The 17,752-nt window shown below is 48.8% G+C and carries 18 protein-coding genes; 11 read left to right on the forward strand and 7 right to left on the reverse strand.

Annotation, left to right across the window (positions count from 1 at the left end; translation table 11 throughout):
• The first annotated feature begins 64 nt into the window (after nucleotides 1-64).
• The 8 genes from argJ to H8K26_RS08885 all read left to right on the forward strand — a co-directional run bounded on the left by argJ (nucleotide 65) and on the right by H8K26_RS08885 (nucleotide 8,671).
• The gene (gene argJ / locus H8K26_RS08850) at nucleotides 65-1,303 is read left to right on the forward strand and encodes a bifunctional glutamate N-acetyltransferase/amino-acid acetyltransferase ArgJ (protein WP_186882795.1); all 1,239 of its coding nucleotides are present in this window, start codon (nucleotides 65-67) and stop codon (nucleotides 1,301-1,303) included.
• An 11-nt stretch (nucleotides 1,304-1,314) separates the two neighbouring features.
• Nucleotides 1,315-2,193 (forward strand): ATP-binding protein, encoded by an 879-nt coding sequence (locus H8K26_RS08855; protein ID WP_190478947.1) that lies wholly within the window; start codon nucleotides 1,315-1,317, stop codon nucleotides 2,191-2,193.
• A complete protein-coding gene (mutT, locus tag H8K26_RS08860; protein ID WP_190478949.1) occupies nucleotides 2,186-2,632 on the forward strand; it encodes an 8-oxo-dGTP diphosphatase MutT in 447 nt (148 codons plus the stop codon). Before H8K26_RS08855 ends, mutT begins: the two co-directional genes overlap by 8 nt.
• Before the next feature lie 273 nt (nucleotides 2,633-2,905).
• A complete protein-coding gene (locus tag H8K26_RS08865; protein ID WP_190478951.1) occupies nucleotides 2,906-3,379 on the forward strand; it encodes an ankyrin repeat domain-containing protein in 474 nt (157 codons plus the stop codon).
• 676 nt (nucleotides 3,380-4,055) lie between these two features.
• Nucleotides 4,056-5,180 (forward strand): alanine racemase, encoded by a 1,125-nt coding sequence (gene alr / locus H8K26_RS08870; protein ID WP_190478953.1) that lies wholly within the window; start codon nucleotides 4,056-4,058, stop codon nucleotides 5,178-5,180.
• A gap of 63 nt (nucleotides 5,181-5,243) precedes the next feature.
• Nucleotides 5,244-6,536, forward strand: a complete 1,293-nt coding sequence (locus H8K26_RS08875) for a D-amino acid dehydrogenase (protein WP_186882801.1) — start codon at nucleotides 5,244-5,246, stop codon at nucleotides 6,534-6,536.
• Nucleotides 6,533-7,084, forward strand: coding sequence for a hypothetical protein (locus H8K26_RS08880; protein ID WP_190478955.1), 552 nt, complete (start codon nucleotides 6,533-6,535; stop codon nucleotides 7,082-7,084). The genes H8K26_RS08875 and H8K26_RS08880 overlap by 4 nt, the downstream gene beginning before the upstream one ends.
• Nucleotides 7,085-7,111: 27 nt before the next feature.
• On the forward strand, nucleotides 7,112-8,671 hold the full coding sequence (locus H8K26_RS08885) for a sigma-54-dependent transcriptional regulator (RefSeq protein ID WP_190478957.1): 1,560 nt from the start codon (nucleotides 7,112-7,114) through the stop codon (nucleotides 8,669-8,671).
• Here the strand turns inward: H8K26_RS08885 and H8K26_RS08890 are convergent.
• From H8K26_RS08890 to ispB, 7 genes are all read right to left on the reverse strand, one after another.
• On the reverse strand, nucleotides 8,668-8,850 hold the full coding sequence (locus H8K26_RS08890) for a DNA gyrase inhibitor YacG (protein WP_186882804.1): 183 nt from the start codon (nucleotides 8,848-8,850) through the stop codon (nucleotides 8,668-8,670). The genes H8K26_RS08885 and H8K26_RS08890 overlap by 4 nt on opposite strands.
• A gap of 9 nt (nucleotides 8,851-8,859) precedes the next feature.
• Complete coding sequence (gene zapD, locus H8K26_RS08895; RefSeq protein WP_186882805.1) at nucleotides 8,860-9,615, reverse strand: cell division protein ZapD; 756 nt, start codon at nucleotides 9,613-9,615, stop codon at nucleotides 8,860-8,862.
• A 97-nt stretch (nucleotides 9,616-9,712) separates the two neighbouring features.
• On the reverse strand, nucleotides 9,713-10,366 hold the full coding sequence (gene coaE, locus H8K26_RS08900; protein ID WP_190478959.1) for a dephospho-CoA kinase: 654 nt from the start codon (nucleotides 10,364-10,366) through the stop codon (nucleotides 9,713-9,715).
• Nucleotides 10,366-11,229, reverse strand: a complete 864-nt coding sequence (locus H8K26_RS08905; protein WP_190478961.1) for a prepilin peptidase — start codon at nucleotides 11,227-11,229, stop codon at nucleotides 10,366-10,368. Before H8K26_RS08905 ends, coaE begins: the two co-directional genes overlap by 1 nt.
• On the reverse strand, nucleotides 11,229-12,455 hold the full coding sequence (locus H8K26_RS08910; protein WP_190478963.1) for a type II secretion system F family protein: 1,227 nt from the start codon (nucleotides 12,453-12,455) through the stop codon (nucleotides 11,229-11,231). The genes H8K26_RS08905 and H8K26_RS08910 overlap by 1 nt, the downstream gene beginning before the upstream one ends.
• A gap of 15 nt (nucleotides 12,456-12,470) precedes the next feature.
• Complete coding sequence (gene pilB, locus H8K26_RS08915) at nucleotides 12,471-14,210, reverse strand: type IV-A pilus assembly ATPase PilB (RefSeq protein ID WP_190478965.1); 1,740 nt, start codon at nucleotides 14,208-14,210, stop codon at nucleotides 12,471-12,473.
• 250 nt (nucleotides 14,211-14,460) lie between these two features.
• Nucleotides 14,461-15,441 (reverse strand): octaprenyl diphosphate synthase, encoded by a 981-nt coding sequence (gene ispB, locus H8K26_RS08920; RefSeq protein WP_223826933.1) that lies wholly within the window; start codon nucleotides 15,439-15,441, stop codon nucleotides 14,461-14,463.
• A 274-nt stretch (nucleotides 15,442-15,715) separates the two neighbouring features.
• On the opposite strand from ispB, the gene rplU reads away from it, so the two are divergent.
• The 3 genes from rplU to obgE all read left to right on the forward strand — a co-directional run bounded on the left by rplU (nucleotide 15,716) and on the right by obgE (nucleotide 17,590).
• Complete coding sequence (gene rplU / locus H8K26_RS08925; protein WP_186882810.1) at nucleotides 15,716-16,027, forward strand: 50S ribosomal protein L21; 312 nt, start codon at nucleotides 15,716-15,718, stop codon at nucleotides 16,025-16,027.
• A gap of 43 nt (nucleotides 16,028-16,070) precedes the next feature.
• Nucleotides 16,071-16,328, forward strand: a complete 258-nt coding sequence (gene rpmA, locus H8K26_RS08930) for a 50S ribosomal protein L27 (protein ID WP_186882811.1) — start codon at nucleotides 16,071-16,073, stop codon at nucleotides 16,326-16,328.
• 149 nt (nucleotides 16,329-16,477) lie between these two features.
• Nucleotides 16,478-17,590 carry a GTPase ObgE gene (gene obgE / locus H8K26_RS08935; protein ID WP_186897069.1) on the forward strand — a complete coding sequence of 371 codons (1,113 nt, stop codon included), beginning with the start codon at nucleotides 16,478-16,480 and terminating at the stop codon, nucleotides 17,588-17,590.
• The last annotated feature ends 162 nt before the right edge of the window (nucleotides 17,591-17,752 follow it).

Consider the following 17,752-nt stretch of genomic DNA (forward strand, 5'->3'; position numbering starts at 1 on the left):
TGCCGTTCGCTGAACAATAAAATGTCCTACAATGGCAGCTTGATTTCATCGCAAGGAAACTATCATGGCCGTCAATTCTCCCGTCCCTGTCGCTGCTGATCTGAAACCGGTTGCCGGTATTCGTCTGGGGCATGCCGAAGCAGGTATCCGCAAAGCTAACCGCAAAGATGTGCTGGTCATGGAACTGGCACCGACGGCAACTGTGTCCGGCGTCTTCACGACCAATCGTTTTTGCGCCGCGCCGGTACAGGTCTCGAAAGCCCATCTGGAAGGCATGCACATGGCGTCCGCCCCTATTCGTGCACTGGTGGTGAATACCGGCAATGCGAATGCGGGAACTGGCGACGCCGGATTGGCGGCGGCGAATGCGACTTGTGCTGCGCTGGCGGATTTGCTGGGTTGTGAGGCAGCGCAGATTCTGCCGTTTTCCACCGGCGTGATTCTGGAACCTTTGCCTGTTGATCGTCTGGTGGCCGGTTTGCCGCAAGCGATTGCCAATCTGAAAGAAGACAACTGGTTCTTCGCTGCCGAAGCGATTATGACGACGGATACGCAGCCGAAAGCGGCATCCGCAACCGTAGAGATAGCCGGTAAAACCGTCACCATGACCGGCATCAGTAAAGGCGCCGGCATGATCAAGCCGAATATGGCGACCATGCTCGGCTATCTGGCGCTGGATGCAAAAGTCGCGCAACCCGTACTCGATCATCTGGTCAAGCAGGCCGCTGATAAATCGTTTAACTGCATCACAATTGATGGCGATACCTCCACCAACGATTCTTTCATGCTGATCGCGACCGGCGCGGGTGAAGTGGAAGTGAACGAAATCGGTTCACCGGAATACGCGCAACTGGCGAAAGCGGTCATCGATCTGTCGCAAAAACTCGCGCACATGATTATCCGTGATGGTGAAGGTGCGACTAAGTTCATGACGATTGCCGTCGAAGAAGGGCGTGATATCGAAGAATGCCGCAAAATTGCGTACTCGATTGCCCATTCGCCGTTGGTGAAAACCGCTTTCTTTGCATCTGACCCGAATCTCGGCCGCATCCTCGCGGCGATTGGCTATGCAGGCGTGACCGATCTGGATGTGAGCAAATTGAATCTGTATCTGGATGATGTCTGGGTAGCGAAAAATGGTGGCCGCAATCCTGATTACCGCGAGGAAGACGGGCAGCGCGTGATGAAGCAAAGCGAGATCACCGTCCGCGTTAAGCTTGCACGCGGTAACGCCAGCGCCACGGTCTGGACCTGCGATTTGTCGCATGACTACGTATCGATCAATGCCGATTACCGTTCGTGATACGCTGAACTATGACGCAGCTTGATCAGTTTTTACTCCGCGCCGAACATGTATTGAACCGGCTGGAAAGTTTGCTGCCCATGGCAACCCCGGCGCCGGACTGGCAGCTCGGTCATGCGTTTCGCTGGCGCAAACGCGGTGGACAAGGTTACTTGCAAGTCGTCCGTCACGCGTCCGTTATTCGACTCGATGATCTGCACAACATTGCATCGCAAAAGGTGCAAATTGAGCAAAATACGCGGCAGTTTGTACAAGGGCTGCCTGCGAATAACGTCTTGCTGACCGGAGCCAGAGGTACAGGCAAATCTTCGCTGATCAAAGCTTGCCTGCACCAGTTTGCTGATCAGGGCTTGCGTCTGATTGAAGTTGATAAAAGCGATCTGGCAGATCTGGGCGATATCGTTGATCTGATCGCAGAGCGCCCTGAGCGCTTCATCATCTTCTGTGATGACTTATCGTTTGAGGAAGGCGAGGCCGGTTACAAAGCCCTGAAAGTCGCTCTGGACGGCAGCATTGCAACGCAGTCCGATAATGTCCTGATTTATGCGACATCGAACCGTCGCCATCTGTTGCCGGAAAAAATGTCGGACAACAGCGGTTATACGCATGGCGATGATGGTGATCTGCACCCCGGTGAAACGGTGGAAGAAAAAATCTCTTTGTCGGAACGCTTCGGTTTATGGGTATCGTTTTATCCATTCAAGCAAGATGATTATCTGGAGATCGTCGCCCACTGGCTCCGTCATTTTGGTTGCAGCAGCGAGCAGATTAACGATGCCCGCGCCGAAGCCCTGCGCTGGGCTTTGCAGCGCGGCTCGCGCTCCGGTCGCGTCGCGTGGCAGTTTGCACGTGACTATGCCGGTAAAGTGACAAAGGTGCCGCATGTCTGAAGTTGCGCCTGTGTCTGTTAAACCGGTGGATGTGGCGGTTGGCATCTTAATGAAACCAAACGGCGATGTCTTGCTTGGTCAGCGCCCCGCAGGAAAACCCTACGAAGGGTATTGGGAATTCCCCGGCGGCAAAGTGGAAACCGGCGAAACCATTTTGCATGCGCTGAAGCGGGAATTTGTCGAAGAGCTGGGCATTCAGATTCTGAGTGCGGATCCGTGGTGTGGCGTTGAACATGTGTATCCGCATGCCCATGTCCGGCTGCATTTTTACATCTGCCGCGAATGGCAGGGAGAGCCGCAAAGTCTGGAGGGGCAGGCATTCGCCTGGCAAGGCAGCGTCGGCGTGACACCCCTGTTACCGGCGACAATTCCCCTGCTTGAGTGGCTGGGTTTATTGCAAAACGACCAGATCTCCGCGCAGGTCGCATCTCTTTCTTAAATACCATCTCGGTCATCAGTTGTCGGCTCTGTGTCGTTGATCTCGCTTTGATGACGCGGTGCGCGTATTTTGCAATGCATTGAGAGCAGTCTAACGAGTTCTAAAGTCAACAGATTGGGGAGTTGTGATCGCAGCATTTTGTTTGCCTATGAGCAAGCGTAGCGTCGGAGGGTACGTCTTGCGCATCCTACGCTTGCTAAAAATATATAGAGATCCAGCAAAATATCAACCTGAGCTGCCTAATAATAGAGAACATAAATATGAAGGAAAAAAATGAAAATAATTGAGGTCATATTTCAATCAGTTCGTACGGGCGATGTGAGTTTGTTCTCATCACTTATTGATAATATTGACGTGAATTCGACAAATGAATTCAGTCAAAATATGCTGCATGAGGCAATCGCACATAAACAGCTAATATTCGTAGATAGGTTGCTAAGTCGAAAGATAAATGTAGATCAAAAAGATCATAAAGGACAAACGCCGCTTCATTATTGCGCGATGCATAATTTTTATGATGCGGTTTTTCAATTAATAGCTTCAGGAGCTAACATTTTTGTTAGTGATGATTACGGAAATGAAGCCCTTTGGACCGCTGTATTTAATGCAAGAGGTAAATACGATACTGTAAAAATATTAGTACAGCGTGGTGCTAACGTAAATCATAAAAACAAGAGTAATAGATCTCCTTTAGATTTTGCGATTCAGATAGAGGATGAGGATATGATTGCTTTACTAAGGTCGTAAGGAAAATGGGGTTATCCATTTTTTTCCATTGTCACGTCCACACAAGTGGACAGCTAAATCGATGTCGATAAAGCAAGCGGAGTGCACACCCCCTTAGTGTGCGCCCCATGTGCAAAGTTTCACCGGATACCCTCAACTTTTTCACTATTCGTCTTCTGTCATTGGTGGACACGGCGCACTCTACGCAATATCTACGTGGCTTGCAGCGTATCAATAAAATCCGCACATCGGCCGCACAAAGTTAAATCTACCGCCCTGTTGAATCTGCTCACGTCGCTAATTGCCTCGGCAGTTCGACGTTTTTGCTGGAATGTGCGGGGAGAGTGCATCAAGCCTGGTGTTTTTTTCTAATTCATCACCATTTCCTTTTAGTATTCGATTGCCTGATATTTTTTTGGGTGAAAATGGTCGTCGCTCGTTTTTAATTTGGCGCTGTATTAAAATGCGAACACTGTATTGATTTATATACGATGTGCCGGTTTTGATACGATTCAGTCTAGCTCTGCATGTGATTCTCGGTAAATGCCGCAAACGGTGTATTGGTTTCAATACACCTGTTTCTGGGTGGTTTTTCAGGCGACAAGCTAAGTCTTTGAATTGATGAGACTAATTCACGTGGCACGGGCATTGCTATGAATATGTATCATTTTCCCGGTAGCGATGGAGTGCTAAGAACATGCAACAAGTAGCTGGAAAGAGTGGCGCGGTACTGCGTATTGATTTGCAGGCGGTGCGGGGTAATTACAGGCTGCTGCGCAGCAAACTCGGCACTGCGCATTGCGGCGCTGCTGTCAAAGCCGATGCTTATGGGCTGGGTGCAGTTCCGGTCGCGCAGGTGTTGTTCGATGAAGGTTGCCGGCATTTTTTTGTCGCGCATCTTGAAGAGGCGATCAGCTTGCGCCCGCATTTACCGGATACGGCTGAGATCGTTGTGATGCACGGTTCGCCCGTCGGCTATGAAGCTGAATTTTTGGCGCATCGTTGCATGCCGGTGCTGAACAGTCGCGAACAGATTCAGGCGTGGCGTAATCTGGCTGCGGCAAAACAAACCGCGTTACCTGCGATTATCCAGTTCGATACGGGCATGGCGCGCATGGGCTTGTCTGCTGCTGAAGTGGCGGAATGGCGCGCTGATCCTGATTTTATTCGGGGTATTGATGTGCGATATGTGATGAGCCATCTGGCCTGCGCTGAAGACCAGAGTAATCCTATGAATCGTCAGCAACTTCAACGTTTTCAGCAGATTCGTCAATTGCTTCCTTCTGCGGGCGGTAGTCTGGCAAATTCTTCGGGCATTTTTCTGGGGCCTGATTTCCACTTCGATCTGGCGCGCCCCGGTGCGGCTTTGTACGGTATCGCCCCGGTTGCCGGGCAGGAAAATCCTTTATTCCCAGTGGCGTACTTGCAAGGTCGCATCATTCAGACCCGCGAAATCTCTGCCGGTACTACTGTCGGTTATGGCGCGACATGGCAGGCCAACGAAACGACACGCATTGCGACGGTGGCGGTCGGTTATGCCGATGGCTGGATGCGCAGTCTGAGCAACCGGGGTATCGCACAGATCGCCGGGCGCGATGTGCCTATGGTGGGTAAGGTATCGATGGATACGATCACGCTGGATGTGACGCACATCGCCAGCGAGCATTTGCAGCCAGGGGAATTGGTGGATTTAATTTCCGCAACCAATACCGTAGATGCGGTGGCCGGTAAAGCGTCCACCATTGCTTACGAAATTCTGACCAGTCTTGGCGCGCGTTATCAGCGCGAGTATACGGACGGCAAACCAGACGGCAAACAATAGACGAACAATAGACGAACAACGCATCCGCGCTTAATTCAGTATTCAGTATCCAGGAGAAATAATATGAAAGTAGTGATCCTCGGCTCCGGCGTCATCGGCACCACCTCCGCCTATTTTCTGGCTAAAGCCGGGCATGAAGTCACGGTGATCGACCGTCAGCCAGCTGCAGCGCTAGAAACCAGTTATGGGAATGCTGGTGAAGTATCGCCAGGTTATTCGTCACCATGGGCCGGACCGGGCGTGCCGCTAAAAGCCATCAAATGGCTGATGATGAAACACAGCCCGCTGGCGATTCAGCCCACGCTGGATCTGAATACCTGGCGCTGGGTCATGCAGATGCTGATGAATTGCACCAACGCACGCTATGAAGTGAATAAAGGCCGAATGTTGCGCATGGCAGAATACAGTCGCGATGTATTGCAGCAATTACGTGCTGACACTGGCATTTCTTATGATGAGCGCACGCAGGGAACCTTGCAGTTATTCCGGAATCAGGCGCAGCTCGATGGCGCGGCAGCCGATATCGACATTCTGAAACGCTATGATGTTCCTTACGAAACGCTGGATAAAGCGGGTTGTCTGAAAGTCGAGCCAGCATTGGTGAATGTGCAGGAAAAATTTGTCGGCGCCTTGCGTTTGCCTGGCGATGAAACCGGCGATTGCTTCAAGTTCACACAAAATCTGGCGAAGCTGGCAGAAGGCCTTGGGGTGCAGTTTAAGTACGGTGTGACGATACAGAAACTGGTACACGAAGGTGACGAGATTACTTCCGTCATCACATCGGAAGGCGAATTCAAGGCAGACCGTTACGTGCTGGCGCTGGGAAGTTACTCGCCTTTCCTGTTGCGCGATCTGGGCATCAAAATTCCTGTGTATCCGATTAAAGGATATTCGATTACGGTACCGATCACCGATGCGACACGCGCGCCTGAATCCACAGTCATGGATGAAACTTATAAGATTGCGATTACCCGTCTTGGTGATCGTATCCGGGTTGGCGGAACAGCTGAGATTGCTGGTTATAACCTCGATCTGCGCAAAGAGCGACGCGATACTTTGGAATTTTCCGTCAATGATTTGTTCCCGGGTGGTGGCGATGTCAGTCAGGCAGAATTCTGGACTGGTTTGCGCCCGATGACACCGGATGGCACGCCTATCGTTGGCCCTACACCTTACCGCAATTTATTCCTGAATACAGGTCATGGCACGCTGGGCTGGACGATGTCATGTGGATCTGGTCAGTTCATCGCCGATATCGTTTCAGGCAAGCGTCCGGCGATTTCTACCGAAGGTTTGTTCATGGATCGTTATGGCAGCGTTAATCGTCCTGTTGTAATGCCTCAGGAATTGGTATGAGTCAGTTTGAGCAATTGCTGTCATCAACGCAGATATTTGCAGATGCGAATCTGAATACCCGTTTTTATACGGCAATTGAACTGCTGGCCCAGATCATGATGGAGATGCCGAGAGCAACGAACATCAGCAGTCTGGTGGCAACGACGGGAAAATCACCGCGGCTGATCCGTTCTATTCTCTCGACTCTGAGTCAGAATGGCCTGGTCGGGCGCGATAGCAAAGAGAAAGATGCCTGGCATTGTCGTGACCGCAGCAGCATCTTTACTTTGGCGGATGTTTATCGTTGCTTTGTTGAGGCTGAAGAGCGTGCTTTATGTAAAGGTGCTGAGGATGATGCCAACCTTGCCGGAGACGGGTTGCGCTCAGGCCGCAACCCTAGCCAGCAGAGTGTCGATCTGTTGCTGATCCAGGTCAGAATGACGGTGAACCGAGCCGTGTTGGAGCAACTCGAGCAGTTCGATCTGGGACGCTTGCGCGGTCTGGCGGCAACAAATAGTTTTCGCAGTCACTACGCGCGCCCACGCGACTACATTCCCGAGCCGCATTGATTTTCCACCACATTCATTCATCAACTCATGCGCATTAATATTCAGTTTCGTGACCGGGTTGGCATCGCACATGAAATTCTGGCGGTGCTGGCCAGGCGCGGTCTGAATGTCATCGCAGTAGAGGTTGACCCGCCCCATATCTATATCGACAGCCCGGAGCTGCTGGACTATATGCTTCCTGCCTTGCAGGAAGATTGTCAGAAAGTGGATGGTGTTGGTCAGATTGAGGTGATTGATGTATTGCCGGGCATACGCCGGCGCTTGCATCTGGACACCATGATGGCGGTTATGGAAGACCCTGTGCTGGCGGTCGATGGCAGCGGTAATCTGGTCATCGCCAATGCCGCTGCTGCGGCTGTTGCCGGTATGGATGAAGCAGCGTTGTGCCGGTTGACCCTGAGTCAGGTGCTGGATGATGCGGCGCTGCAAGAGGAACTGATTGCGAACGGATTCCGTATTCCGAGTCGTGAAGTGAGCTTGTATGGCGAACCTTTCTTTATGGATGTGACGCCAGTATCAGAACCCTTACTTCCGGAACTGACACCCTTATCGCGCTCTGTCGGTGCCGTACTGACGTTTCATGCCCCTACACGTATCGGCGGCAGGATTCATGCCCTGCAGAATTCTGCCGGCAGCGGTTTTGACTTGCTGATCGGTGAGTCTGAGCAGATGCGCGTTCTGAAAAAACGTGCAGCCCGGATGGCGGTGGTCGATGCACCTTTGCTGATTACAGGTGAAACCGGCACAGGTAAAGAATTACTTGCGCAAGCTTGTCATGGCGTCAGCAACAGATGTAACGCGCCATTTCTTGAGTTAAATTGCGCGGCATTGCCCGAGAGTCTCGCTGAGAGCGAGTTATTCGGTTACATGTCAGGGGCCTTTACCGGTGCCCAGCGTGGAGGCAAGCCCGGTTTGTTTGAAATGGCCGATGGCGGCACCGTTTTTCTGGATGAAATTGGTGAAATGTCCCTGTATCTGCAGGCGAAGTTGTTGCGGTTTTTAAATGACGGTAAGTTTCGTCGTATCGGCGGCGATAAAGAAGTCAGGGTGAACGTGCGTATCATCAGCGCGACGCACAGGAATTTGCCCAAGATGGTACAAGAAGGCTTGTTTCGCGATGATTTGTTTTACCGCTTGAATGTCCTGCATCTGGAGATGCCAGCTTTGCGCGACCGACCTGATGATATTTTGCTGCTTGCCGGACATTTTATTGAACGAGCCTGCACACAGTCACAAAAACCGGTTTGTCGTCTGAATACGTCTGCTTGCGCAGCGCTGGTATCGAATCGCTGGCCGGGAAATGTGCGACAGTTGCAAAACGTCGTGTTCAGGGCAATTACGATGTCGGATCAGCGGGTGCTTGGCGCTGCTGATGTGGATTGGGCAGAGGGCAGCATCAGTGCCGATGAGGTCAATCTGGATACGGCAGAAAACTGGGATTTATCGGTGTCAGCGTTTGAACGGGCGCTGCTTGAACGGCTGTACCCACAATATCCTTCCAGCCGGAAACTGGCCGCCAGACTTGCAACTTCCCATTCCATGATTGCGACGAAGTTACGCAAGTATGGCATACCGCAAAAGCGTTAATTCACTGCGCTTTCTTCGGGGTCTTCCGGTAAATTGACGGCGGGAATCGTATATTTTTCTTCAGCCCATGCGCCAAGGTCGATCTGTTTGCAGCGTTCCGAGCAGAAAGGACGCCAAAGGCTGCTTTCTTTCCATTCCACCTTGTTGCTGCAGGTGGGGCAATTGACAAAGGTAGCCATATTCAGAAATTAAAAATTACAGAGTGTGAGGTCGAAGGTGATATCGCCCTCAAATGCTTTGGGTTTCATATCGCCATCTTGTGACATGAAGCGTATCCAGAGCATATATTTGTTGGCTGAAATTTCAGGAATAGCGCCAGTCTCACGAGCTACGTTGACGCGCAAGAGTTGATACACTTTTCCCTGTAACATCTGCTGATAACTACCAGTTTGTGCAATGACTTTGCTTGTTGTGCCGGACTCCCGCAAAAGACGTAAGACCACATTGATCGCATCAAATAACGGGGCGATCGGTGCAAACCAGGCAGTAATGTCGGCAAATCGTTTTTCAGTCGTGTTTTTTTGCCAGGCGTGATAGCTGGGCAAATCGAATTCACATGCGCCACCGGGAATGATAGTGCGGCCACGTATGCTCATCAGCCATTCATTGTCACGAATATTTTGTCCTGTTTTTCCGGTGCAGGCAATGAGTGCACTGCTGACGCGATCGACATCGTCAAGCACTTTATCCAGCATTTCTGCCTGCACATTGGGATTGGACTTGAAACCGATCAGGGTGTGTTTTTGGCGCTCAAGCTCTTGTAATAGGTCGGATTTCAGATCGGCACGACCTGCCACTTCCAGCATTTCAAAAATGGTTGCGAGCGCGATGTGATGTTGCAGAGGGTCTGGCTGATGCAGGAAAAAAGTAAATTTTTCGTACAGGTCTTCCAAACGCAATAGCGTTCGAATACGCTCGTTGAAAGGGTATTCGTAAACAATCAAAATAGTTTCCCTGTTTAAATTTATGCTAACTCTAGCCTCACGTGATTCTGAACTATACTGTCAGAAAATACAAATGCCACGTGAATTTTTTTTGTTCTTATCGGGAATTATCTGATGATGCTATTTTGTGATGATTATTTATTGATAATTTTGCCAGAGATGCATAGTGTTCATGCAATGCACGGACTTCGGCTTTTACTGAACTCAGATCGCCGTCATTAAAGATAAGATCGTCCGCAGTTGCTTGTCGTTGCTGGCGACTTGCCTGGGCTCGCATAATGGCGCGAACTTGTTCAGCACTTAAATTATTTCTCGTCATCACTCGGTGAATCTGGGTTTGCTCTTCACAGTCAACAACCAGGATACGACTCACCTTGTTGCGCCAGGTTGTTGATTCGATGAGTAAAGGAACGACAAAAATAAGATAAAGACCAGTTGCGAGGCTGGCAGCTTTTTCGGTTTCCTGACGTATCAGAGGATGAAGGATATTTTCTAACTTTTGTTTTTCGCCGCTATCGGCAAAGACCAGTTCACGCATCCGTGCCCTGTCCATGGCGCCATCGTCAGTCAGATATGCATCGCCAAACTGTTCACGTATCACTGGTATGGCGATGCCATCTGGTTGGGTCAGTTGATGTGCGATGACATCGGTATCAATAATACTTGCACCAAAGTCAGCAAACATATTGGCAATGGTTGTTTTTCCACTGCCTATGCCGCCCGTCAGACCAACCGTAAATCTCTCAGACATCAGAAGGTACTCAGGTACATGGCTGATAACTGTTTTCCCCAGAATAAAGCAATCAGCCCAGCACCTGCGAGGTAAGGTCCAAAGGGAAGTGGGGTGTTTTTCCCCATTTTTGACATGATGATCAGAGCAATGCCAACAACAGCACCTACAACGGATGACAGTAAGATGATCACGGGCAGCATACTCCAGCCCATCCAGGCCCCGAGTGCTGCTAACAATTTGAAGTCGCCATACCCCATGCCTTCTTTTCCAGTCGCCAATTTAAATATCCAGTAAATTGACCACAGAGATAAATAGCCTGCCACTGCACCTATGACTGCTGAAGGTAATGAGGTGAACGTGCCATTCAGATTGACCAATAAGCCCAGCCAGAGCAATGGCAGTGTCAGGTCATCCGGTAGCAATTGCGTATCCGCATCGATCAGTGTCATCGCAATCAGGAAGTAAGCAAAAAACATCGCCGATAAACCTGCAATGCCGCTGCCAAAGTGCCAGATCATGCCTGCGCTCAGCAAACAAGTGAACAGTTCAACGAGTGGATAGCGAATGGAAATCGGTGCTTTACAACCTGTACATTTCCCGCCGATGACCAGGTAGCTGACAATGGGAATATTCTCAAGTGCAGTGATTTTATGTCCGCAATGAGGACAAGCCGAGCGCGGTATGGTCAGATTATAAGGTTCCTGATGAGGTAATTCCTGCCCGGTTTCATGCGCAACGTAGTTATCGGACTCTCGCTGCATCATTTTTGGCAGGCGATAAATAACCACATTCAGAAAGCTGCCTACTAACAACCCGAAGATGCCTAATATGACCGTACTCAGTACATTTCCGGGTTGTGCAAAAAAAATTTCTTCTAACATCAGACGACTGAACCCAGTTTGAAAATAGGCAAATACATCGCAACGACCAGACCGCCGATAATGACACCCAGAATCACCATGATCAGGGGCTCCATTAAGCTGGATAAAGACGCAACGGCCTCATCGACTTCTTCCTCGTAGAAATCAGCTACTTTCCCCAGCATGTTATCGAGTGCCCCCGATTCTTCGCCGATGGCAACCATCTGCGTTACCATCGTCGGGAAAACATTTGAATTTTGCATTGCGACAGTCAGACTGGTACCGGTGCTGACTTCCGTCTGAATTTTTATCGTAGCGTCAAGATATACAGCATTACCGGCAGCGCCGCCGACGGAATCCAGCGACTCAACCAGAGGAACGCCGGCAGCAAACATGGTTGCCAAAGTACGAGTCCAGCGAGCAATCGTTGCTTTTCTGATCACTGCACCGAAAATAGGGGCTTGCAACAGTAGTCTGTCCATGGTGCGCTGCATTTGTAAGGAGCGTCGCCAAGTCTGAAAGAAAAAATAGACGGAGCCAAAAAGACCACCGAAAATCATGTACCAGTATTTCACAAAGAAATCTGATATCGCCATCACGAATAGTGTCGGAGCAGGGAGATCGGCACCGAAACTTGTAAATACCTGTTTAAAGGCAGGAACCACCCAAATCATGATCACCGCTGTCACTACAAAGGCAACTGACAGAATCGCAATCGGATAAGTTAATGCAGATTTAATTTTTTTCTTAATAGACTGGGTTTTTTCTTTGTAGATCGCCAGTCGGGTCAGCAAATCTTCCAGAATACCGGCTTGTTCGCCAGCGCCAACCAGATTGCAGAACAGCGGATCAAAATACAAAGGAAATTTTCTGAATGCCTGATTCAGACTGGTCCCTGTTTCTACATCGCCACGTATATCCTGTAACAACTTGGATACTGATGGATTTGCATTTCCTTTGGCGACGATATCAAATGACTGTAAAAGTGGTACACCTGCCTTCATCATGGTCGCAAGCTGGCGTGTGAATAAGGTGATGTCCGCATCCGTAATTTTTTTACCTGAGCTATAAGTTTTTTTCTTTAGCTTGGTAACCAGAATACCTTGACGCCTGAGAGTAGCATTGACGATAGCCTCTCCGCCTGCGCGCAATTCTCCCTGCACTGTTTTTCCGAATTTATCTTTACCTTCCCAGGCATAGAGAACATCTTTGGTTTTTTTTATAGGTTTGGCGGAATTAGTTGCCATGTAACTGCTCTCCGATTATTCGTTAGTACATCCAAGTACTTCTTCCAGACTGGTTAATCCTTGCCGCACTTTCAGCAATCCAGATTGGCGCAAATTGCGTATTCCTTCAAGCTGTGCTTGTTCTTCAATTTCCATGGCACTGCCATTATTTAAAATAATGCGCTCAATCGACTCGGAAATTGGCATGAGCTGATAGATGCCGACGCGTCCTTTGTAACCATTCCCATTGCAGCGATCACATCCTACGGGTTCGTAAGGCTTCCATGTCCCGTCCAGATCTTCTTCTTTAAAGCCGGCCGCAAGCAGTACTTCATCCAGTACTTCTGCTGGGCGTTTGCAAGTGCAGAGGCGGCGTGCCAGACGCTGTGCCGTAATAAGAATAACTGATGATGCGATGTTGAACGGTGCTACGCCCATGTTCATTAGACGTGTCAGGGTAGATGGAGCATCATTGGTATGCAGCGTTGAAAATACCATATGGCCGGTTTGCGCAGCCTTGATCGCAATATCTGCCGTTTCCAGATCACGGATCTCACCGACCATGATGACGTCCGGATCCTGACGGAGGAAAGATTTTAGTGCCGCAGCAAAAGTGAGGCCGGCTTTATCGTTCACATTGACCTGATTCACGCCTGGTAAGTTAATCTCAGCAGGGTCTTCGGCTGTGGAAATGTTGATGCCTGGTTTGTTAATCACATTCAGACAAGTATACAAAGATACCGTTTTACCTGAACCGGTTGGGCCGGTCACCAAGACCATGCCGTAAGGACGCTGAATCGCATTCATCAGCGTTTCTTTTTGATCCGGATCGTAACCCAGTGCATCGATTCCCATTTGCGCTTGCGATCCGTCGAGAATACGCATAACGATCTTCTCGCCGAACAGTGTTGGCAACGTGCTTACACGAAAATCGATGGATTTATTGGCGTTCAGAACCAATTTCATCCGGCCATCCTGAGGTATTCTTTTCTCAGAGATATCGAGCTTGGAAATAACCTTGATGCGGGATGACAGCTTATCCTTGATAGCCAGCGGCGGCTGGGCAATTTCCCTTAGTTCACCGTCAACCCTGAAACGAATCCTGTAGAATTTTTCAAAGGGTTCAAAATGCAAATCGGATGCCCCCAGGTTGATGGCATCGACCAGCATTTTTTGCAAAAATTTGACGATAGGTGCGTCATCAACCTCATTGGCCTGGGCATCTGCCGCTGCCGCAGCAGCGGCTTGACCTAAGTCTTCTTCTTTAAAGTCCAGATCGAATTCATCGCCAGACAGATCGTTCAGACTCTGCTCTGATGTTTTACTGATTTTTTCCAACATTTTCAGCAACTCATCATGCTGCACCATGATGAGTTCTATGCCCAGGCTGGTCTGGAATTTAACCTGATCGAACGCTGAGTTGTTGGTTGGGTCTGAAACCGCCAGTGCCAGTTTGTTTCCTTTTTTTGCGATAGGAACAAGGCGCTGCGTTTGCATGAGCCTGGGATCAACTAATTTGTCCGGTATCAGACTCTCATTGATTACCGATAAGTCCATTAGCGGGTAGCCAAAAGTTTCAGAGCAAAACGTGGCAAGGTCACGCGGACTGATAATGTTGCTTTGCAATAGCCCATCGATAAAACGTGTTTTGTCTATCTGCGTTTTTTTTACTATCGTGTCCGTTTGTGCTGCTGTCAGCAAATTGCCTTGCATTAAAGCTCGGGCAAGTCCTGGGGTTGTTACTTGCGGTGCAGTGTTTGGTGGAGCGGCAGACATAGTGACTTATGGGTTAGGTTTGCAAAAAAGAATGAATTGCTTTGCGATGATGCAACTGAAGCCCTTTTTTGTAAAGGCATGCTACTTTTTTTTACATCTGAGCTGCATTCAGCCAACGGAACTGTTGTCTTTGTGTGAAAGTGCGCGACAAAAATACTGCTGAACTCAGTAGAGTCTGCTAATAAATAGAGGCAAGCACATTTCTGTGATTGCCTCTATAGAAACTTTGCTTAAATGAGATTTTTTACGCTCAGTGATTGCGTTGAACGGCGAACTGACTCAAAGTGAGAAGTGCCTCTTTGTATGGAGACTCTGGTAAATGCGTGACCGCGGCTGATGCTTTACGCGCTGCTTCCACCGCTTTTTCTTTAGTGTAATTCAGTGCGCCGGATTGCGTAATCGCATGTAAGATTTTATCGAACTGTGATTCATCACCTTGTTCTATACATGTGCGAACCAGTTCTTTTTCTTCGGCCGTACCATTTTTCATGAGATAAATCAGAGGCAATGTCGGTTTGCCTTCACGCAAATCATCACCGACATTTTTCCCGATTTCTTCTGCGTTTCCTGTGTAATCGAGCACGTCGTCGATTAATTGAAATGCAGTGCCTATACTGCGACCATATTCTGCTGCCGCTTCTACCTGTTCTTCATTTGCCCCTGCAATAAGAGCGCCAACTTTTGCCGATGCTTCGAATAACTTGGCTGTTTTTGAGCGTATTACTTGTAAGTAACGATCTTCCGTCACATCCGGATCGTGCATATTGAGTAGTTGCAGCACTTCACCTTCAGCGATCACGTTGGTGGCGTCGGCAACAACTTGCATAATCGGAACGCTGCCGACAGACACCATCATCTGGAACGCGCGTGAATGTAAAAAATCGCCGACAAGCACGGATGCCGCGTTACCAAACAGTGCGTTGGCAGTCTGGCGACCACGTCGCAGCGATGACTCATCAACAACATCGTCATGCAGCAAAGTTGCGGTATGAATAAACTCAATAGTTGCTGCCAAGTCGTGGTGGTTTTTCCCTTGATAGCCGTAAGCGTTCGCAATCAACAGTACGAGAACGGGACGTAAGCGTTTTCCACCTGCACTGATAATGTACTCAGCAACCTGATTTACCAGAGGAACGTCAGAATAGAGCTGTCGGCGAATAACATCGTTAACCGCAGACATATCCGCAGTAATCACGTCGGTAATAGGGTTTGGGTTTGCAGTGGCAGACAAGGGGGAATCCTGCTAATTAATTCAAGACCGCGAGATTATACGACGACAAGATTAAATTTGCGCTGTAAGCCGGTACGCAATACATCTGTTTTCTCGTTTCTTATTGAAATTCCTCAAACCGCTTTCATTCGTGAGGTTTTCTCTGCTGAAAAAATATGCAAATTGTTTTTGACGCAAAGTCTAAGTCTATGTATAATTTGGGGTTTTCCCGAATTCCTAGGTCGTTTTTGAAGTGCGGGGGAAAATCCCTTTTATTTATTTGATGAGGTTTCACATGTACGCGGTCATAAAAACCGGCGGCAAACAATATAAAGTTGTCGCTGGTGAAAAACTTAAAGTAGAACAGATACCTGCAGACATTGGCTCCGAAATCACCATTGATCAAGTACTCGCATTGGGTGCTGGAGAAACAATTAAATTTGGAACTCCATTGGTCGCAGGTGCTACGGTGCTGGCTAAGGTAGTAGATCACGGTCGTCACGACAAAGTACGTATTTTCAAAATGCGTCGTCGTAAGCATTACCAGAAGCGTCAAGGCCACCGCCAAAACTACACTGAATTGCAAATCGTATCTATCAACGGCTAATCTCTCGATTACCTGTTAATTACCTGTATCAAGGAGCTATTAAATGGCACATAAAAAAGGCGGCGGCACCACGCGCAACGGCCGTGACTCAGAGTCAAAACGCTTAGGCGTTAAAGTTTACGGCGGTCAGGCTATCAATGCTGGCGGTATCATTGTTCGTCAACGCGGCACACGTGTTCACCCAGGTGAAAACGTTGGCATGGGCAAAGATCATACTTTGTTCGCGCTGGTTAACGGTAAAGTACAGTTCGCAATCAAAGGTGCTTCCAAGCATCAATACGCGATTGTAGTTGCAGCTTAAGTTTTGAAGTAATTCAAGCTAAGGCGCAAGCCAGTATGATGAAAAGGCTCTGCCATTGGTAGAGCCTTTTTAGTTTCGAGAAATCCTGTATAAATCGTTTGTTCCATCTGGGTAGCAAAGATTTATACAAGCTTTTTTAGGTGGTAAAAATGAAATTTATTGACGAAGCCAGAATTGAAGTTATCGCCGGCGATGGCGGTAATGGGGTTGCCTCTTTCTGTCGCGAAAAATTCCGCCCATTCGGCGGCCCTGATGGCGGTGATGGTGGTCGTGGCGGCAGTATCTGGGCGGTTGCTGATCGTAATATTAACACTTTGGTTGATTATCGTTATTCGAAACTGCACAAGGCAAAAGACGGTGAAAATGGTCGTGGTGCAGATTGCTACGGCAAAGGCGCGGATGACATTTTCCTCCGCATGCCAGTCGGCACCTTAATCGCAGACCGTAACACCGACGAAGTGATCGCTGACTTGACCGAGCATGGTCAGCAAGTGGAACTGGTTAAAGGTGGTGAAGGTGGGTGGGGAAATATCCACTTCAAAACCTCGACCAATCGCGCCCCACGTCAGCGTACCGAAGGTAAAGAGGGTGAACGTCGTGAATTGCGTCTCGAATTGAAAGTGCTGGCAGACGTTGGTTTGCTGGGATTGCCTAATGCGGGTAAATCCACGTTCATCACGGCGGTATCAAACGCACGCCCTAAGATTGCCGATTATCCATTTACGACTTTGCATCCGAATCTGGGTATGGTGCGTGTCAGCCACGAAAAGAGTTTCGTGATTGCCGATATTCCTGGTTTGATCGAAGGTGCTGCGGATGGCGTCGGTCTGGGGGTGCAATTTCTGAAGCATTTGCAGCGCACTGGCTTGTTGTTGCACATTGTTGATCTGGCGCCATTTGACGATAACGTTGACCCAGTTAAAGATGCGAAGGCTCTGATCAAAGAGTTACGTAAATACGATGAGAGCCTTTACGACAAGCCGCGCTGGCTGGTATTGAATAAGCTGGATGTCCTCAGTGAAGATGAGCGTAAGAAAAAAGTCAAAGACTTTGTTAAACGTTTTGGCTGGAAAGGCCCGGTATTTGAAATCTCCGCGTTGAATCGCGAAGGTTGCGAAGATCTGGTCATGGCGATTTATAAAGACATCGAAGAGAAGCGTACACAAGAGCAGCGTTCACAAGAAACACAGATGAAAGAAGAAGCGCAGGGCATTTTATCCATTGATCCGGATGATCCTCGTTTTAAAGTCTGGGACGAATAATCAAAAAAGCCTGAATTTCAGGCTTTTTTTTTCGCCTGCTACTTTGTCAGACATTCAAAAAATGATTTCCTGATTCGTATTGAAATAATATTTTTTCAGGATATTGGTATGAAAAGAAAAGATAAGTCTGAATTTAATTTAGTTTAATGCGATTAAGTCCAC

This window comes from Cognatundibacterium aquatile (assembly GCF_014699135.1).
Classification (GTDB): Bacteria; Pseudomonadota; Gammaproteobacteria; order Burkholderiales; family Burkholderiaceae_D; genus Undibacterium; species Undibacterium aquatile.

What these genes read in the sequence shown, in the direction of transcription:
- argJ (WP_186882795.1), top strand. Translation starts at nt 65, where the DNA reads ATGGCCGTCAATTCTCCCGTCCCTGTCGCTGCTGATCTGAAACCGGTT.
- H8K26_RS08855 (WP_190478947.1), top strand. Translation starts at nt 1,315, where the DNA reads ATGACGCAGCTTGATCAGTTTTTACTCCGCGCCGAACATGTATTGAAC.
- mutT (WP_190478949.1), top strand. Translation starts at nt 2,186, where the DNA reads ATGTCTGAAGTTGCGCCTGTGTCTGTTAAACCGGTGGATGTGGCGGTT.
- H8K26_RS08865 (WP_190478951.1), top strand. Translation starts at nt 2,906, where the DNA reads ATGAAAATAATTGAGGTCATATTTCAATCAGTTCGTACGGGCGATGTG.
- alr (WP_190478953.1), top strand. Translation starts at nt 4,056, where the DNA reads ATGCAACAAGTAGCTGGAAAGAGTGGCGCGGTACTGCGTATTGATTTG.
- H8K26_RS08875 (WP_186882801.1), top strand. Translation starts at nt 5,244, where the DNA reads ATGAAAGTAGTGATCCTCGGCTCCGGCGTCATCGGCACCACCTCCGCC.
- H8K26_RS08880 (WP_190478955.1), top strand. Translation starts at nt 6,533, where the DNA reads ATGAGTCAGTTTGAGCAATTGCTGTCATCAACGCAGATATTTGCAGAT.
- H8K26_RS08885 (WP_190478957.1), top strand. Translation starts at nt 7,112, where the DNA reads ATGCGCATTAATATTCAGTTTCGTGACCGGGTTGGCATCGCACATGAA.
- H8K26_RS08890 (WP_186882804.1), bottom strand. Translation starts at nt 8,850, where the DNA reads ATGGCTACCTTTGTCAATTGCCCCACCTGCAGCAACAAGGTGGAATGG.
- coaE (WP_190478959.1), bottom strand. Translation starts at nt 10,366, where the DNA reads ATGTCTGAGAGATTTACGGTTGGTCTGACGGGCGGCATAGGCAGTGGA.
- H8K26_RS08905 (WP_190478961.1), bottom strand. Translation starts at nt 11,229, where the DNA reads ATGTTAGAAGAAATTTTTTTTGCACAACCCGGAAATGTACTGAGTACG.
- H8K26_RS08910 (WP_190478963.1), bottom strand. Translation starts at nt 12,455, where the DNA reads ATGGCAACTAATTCCGCCAAACCTATAAAAAAAACCAAAGATGTTCTC.
- pilB (WP_190478965.1), bottom strand. Translation starts at nt 14,210, where the DNA reads ATGTCTGCCGCTCCACCAAACACTGCACCGCAAGTAACAACCCCAGGA.
- rplU (WP_186882810.1), top strand. Translation starts at nt 15,716, where the DNA reads ATGTACGCGGTCATAAAAACCGGCGGCAAACAATATAAAGTTGTCGCT.
- rpmA (WP_186882811.1), top strand. Translation starts at nt 16,071, where the DNA reads ATGGCACATAAAAAAGGCGGCGGCACCACGCGCAACGGCCGTGACTCA.
- obgE (WP_186897069.1), top strand. Translation starts at nt 16,478, where the DNA reads ATGAAATTTATTGACGAAGCCAGAATTGAAGTTATCGCCGGCGATGGC.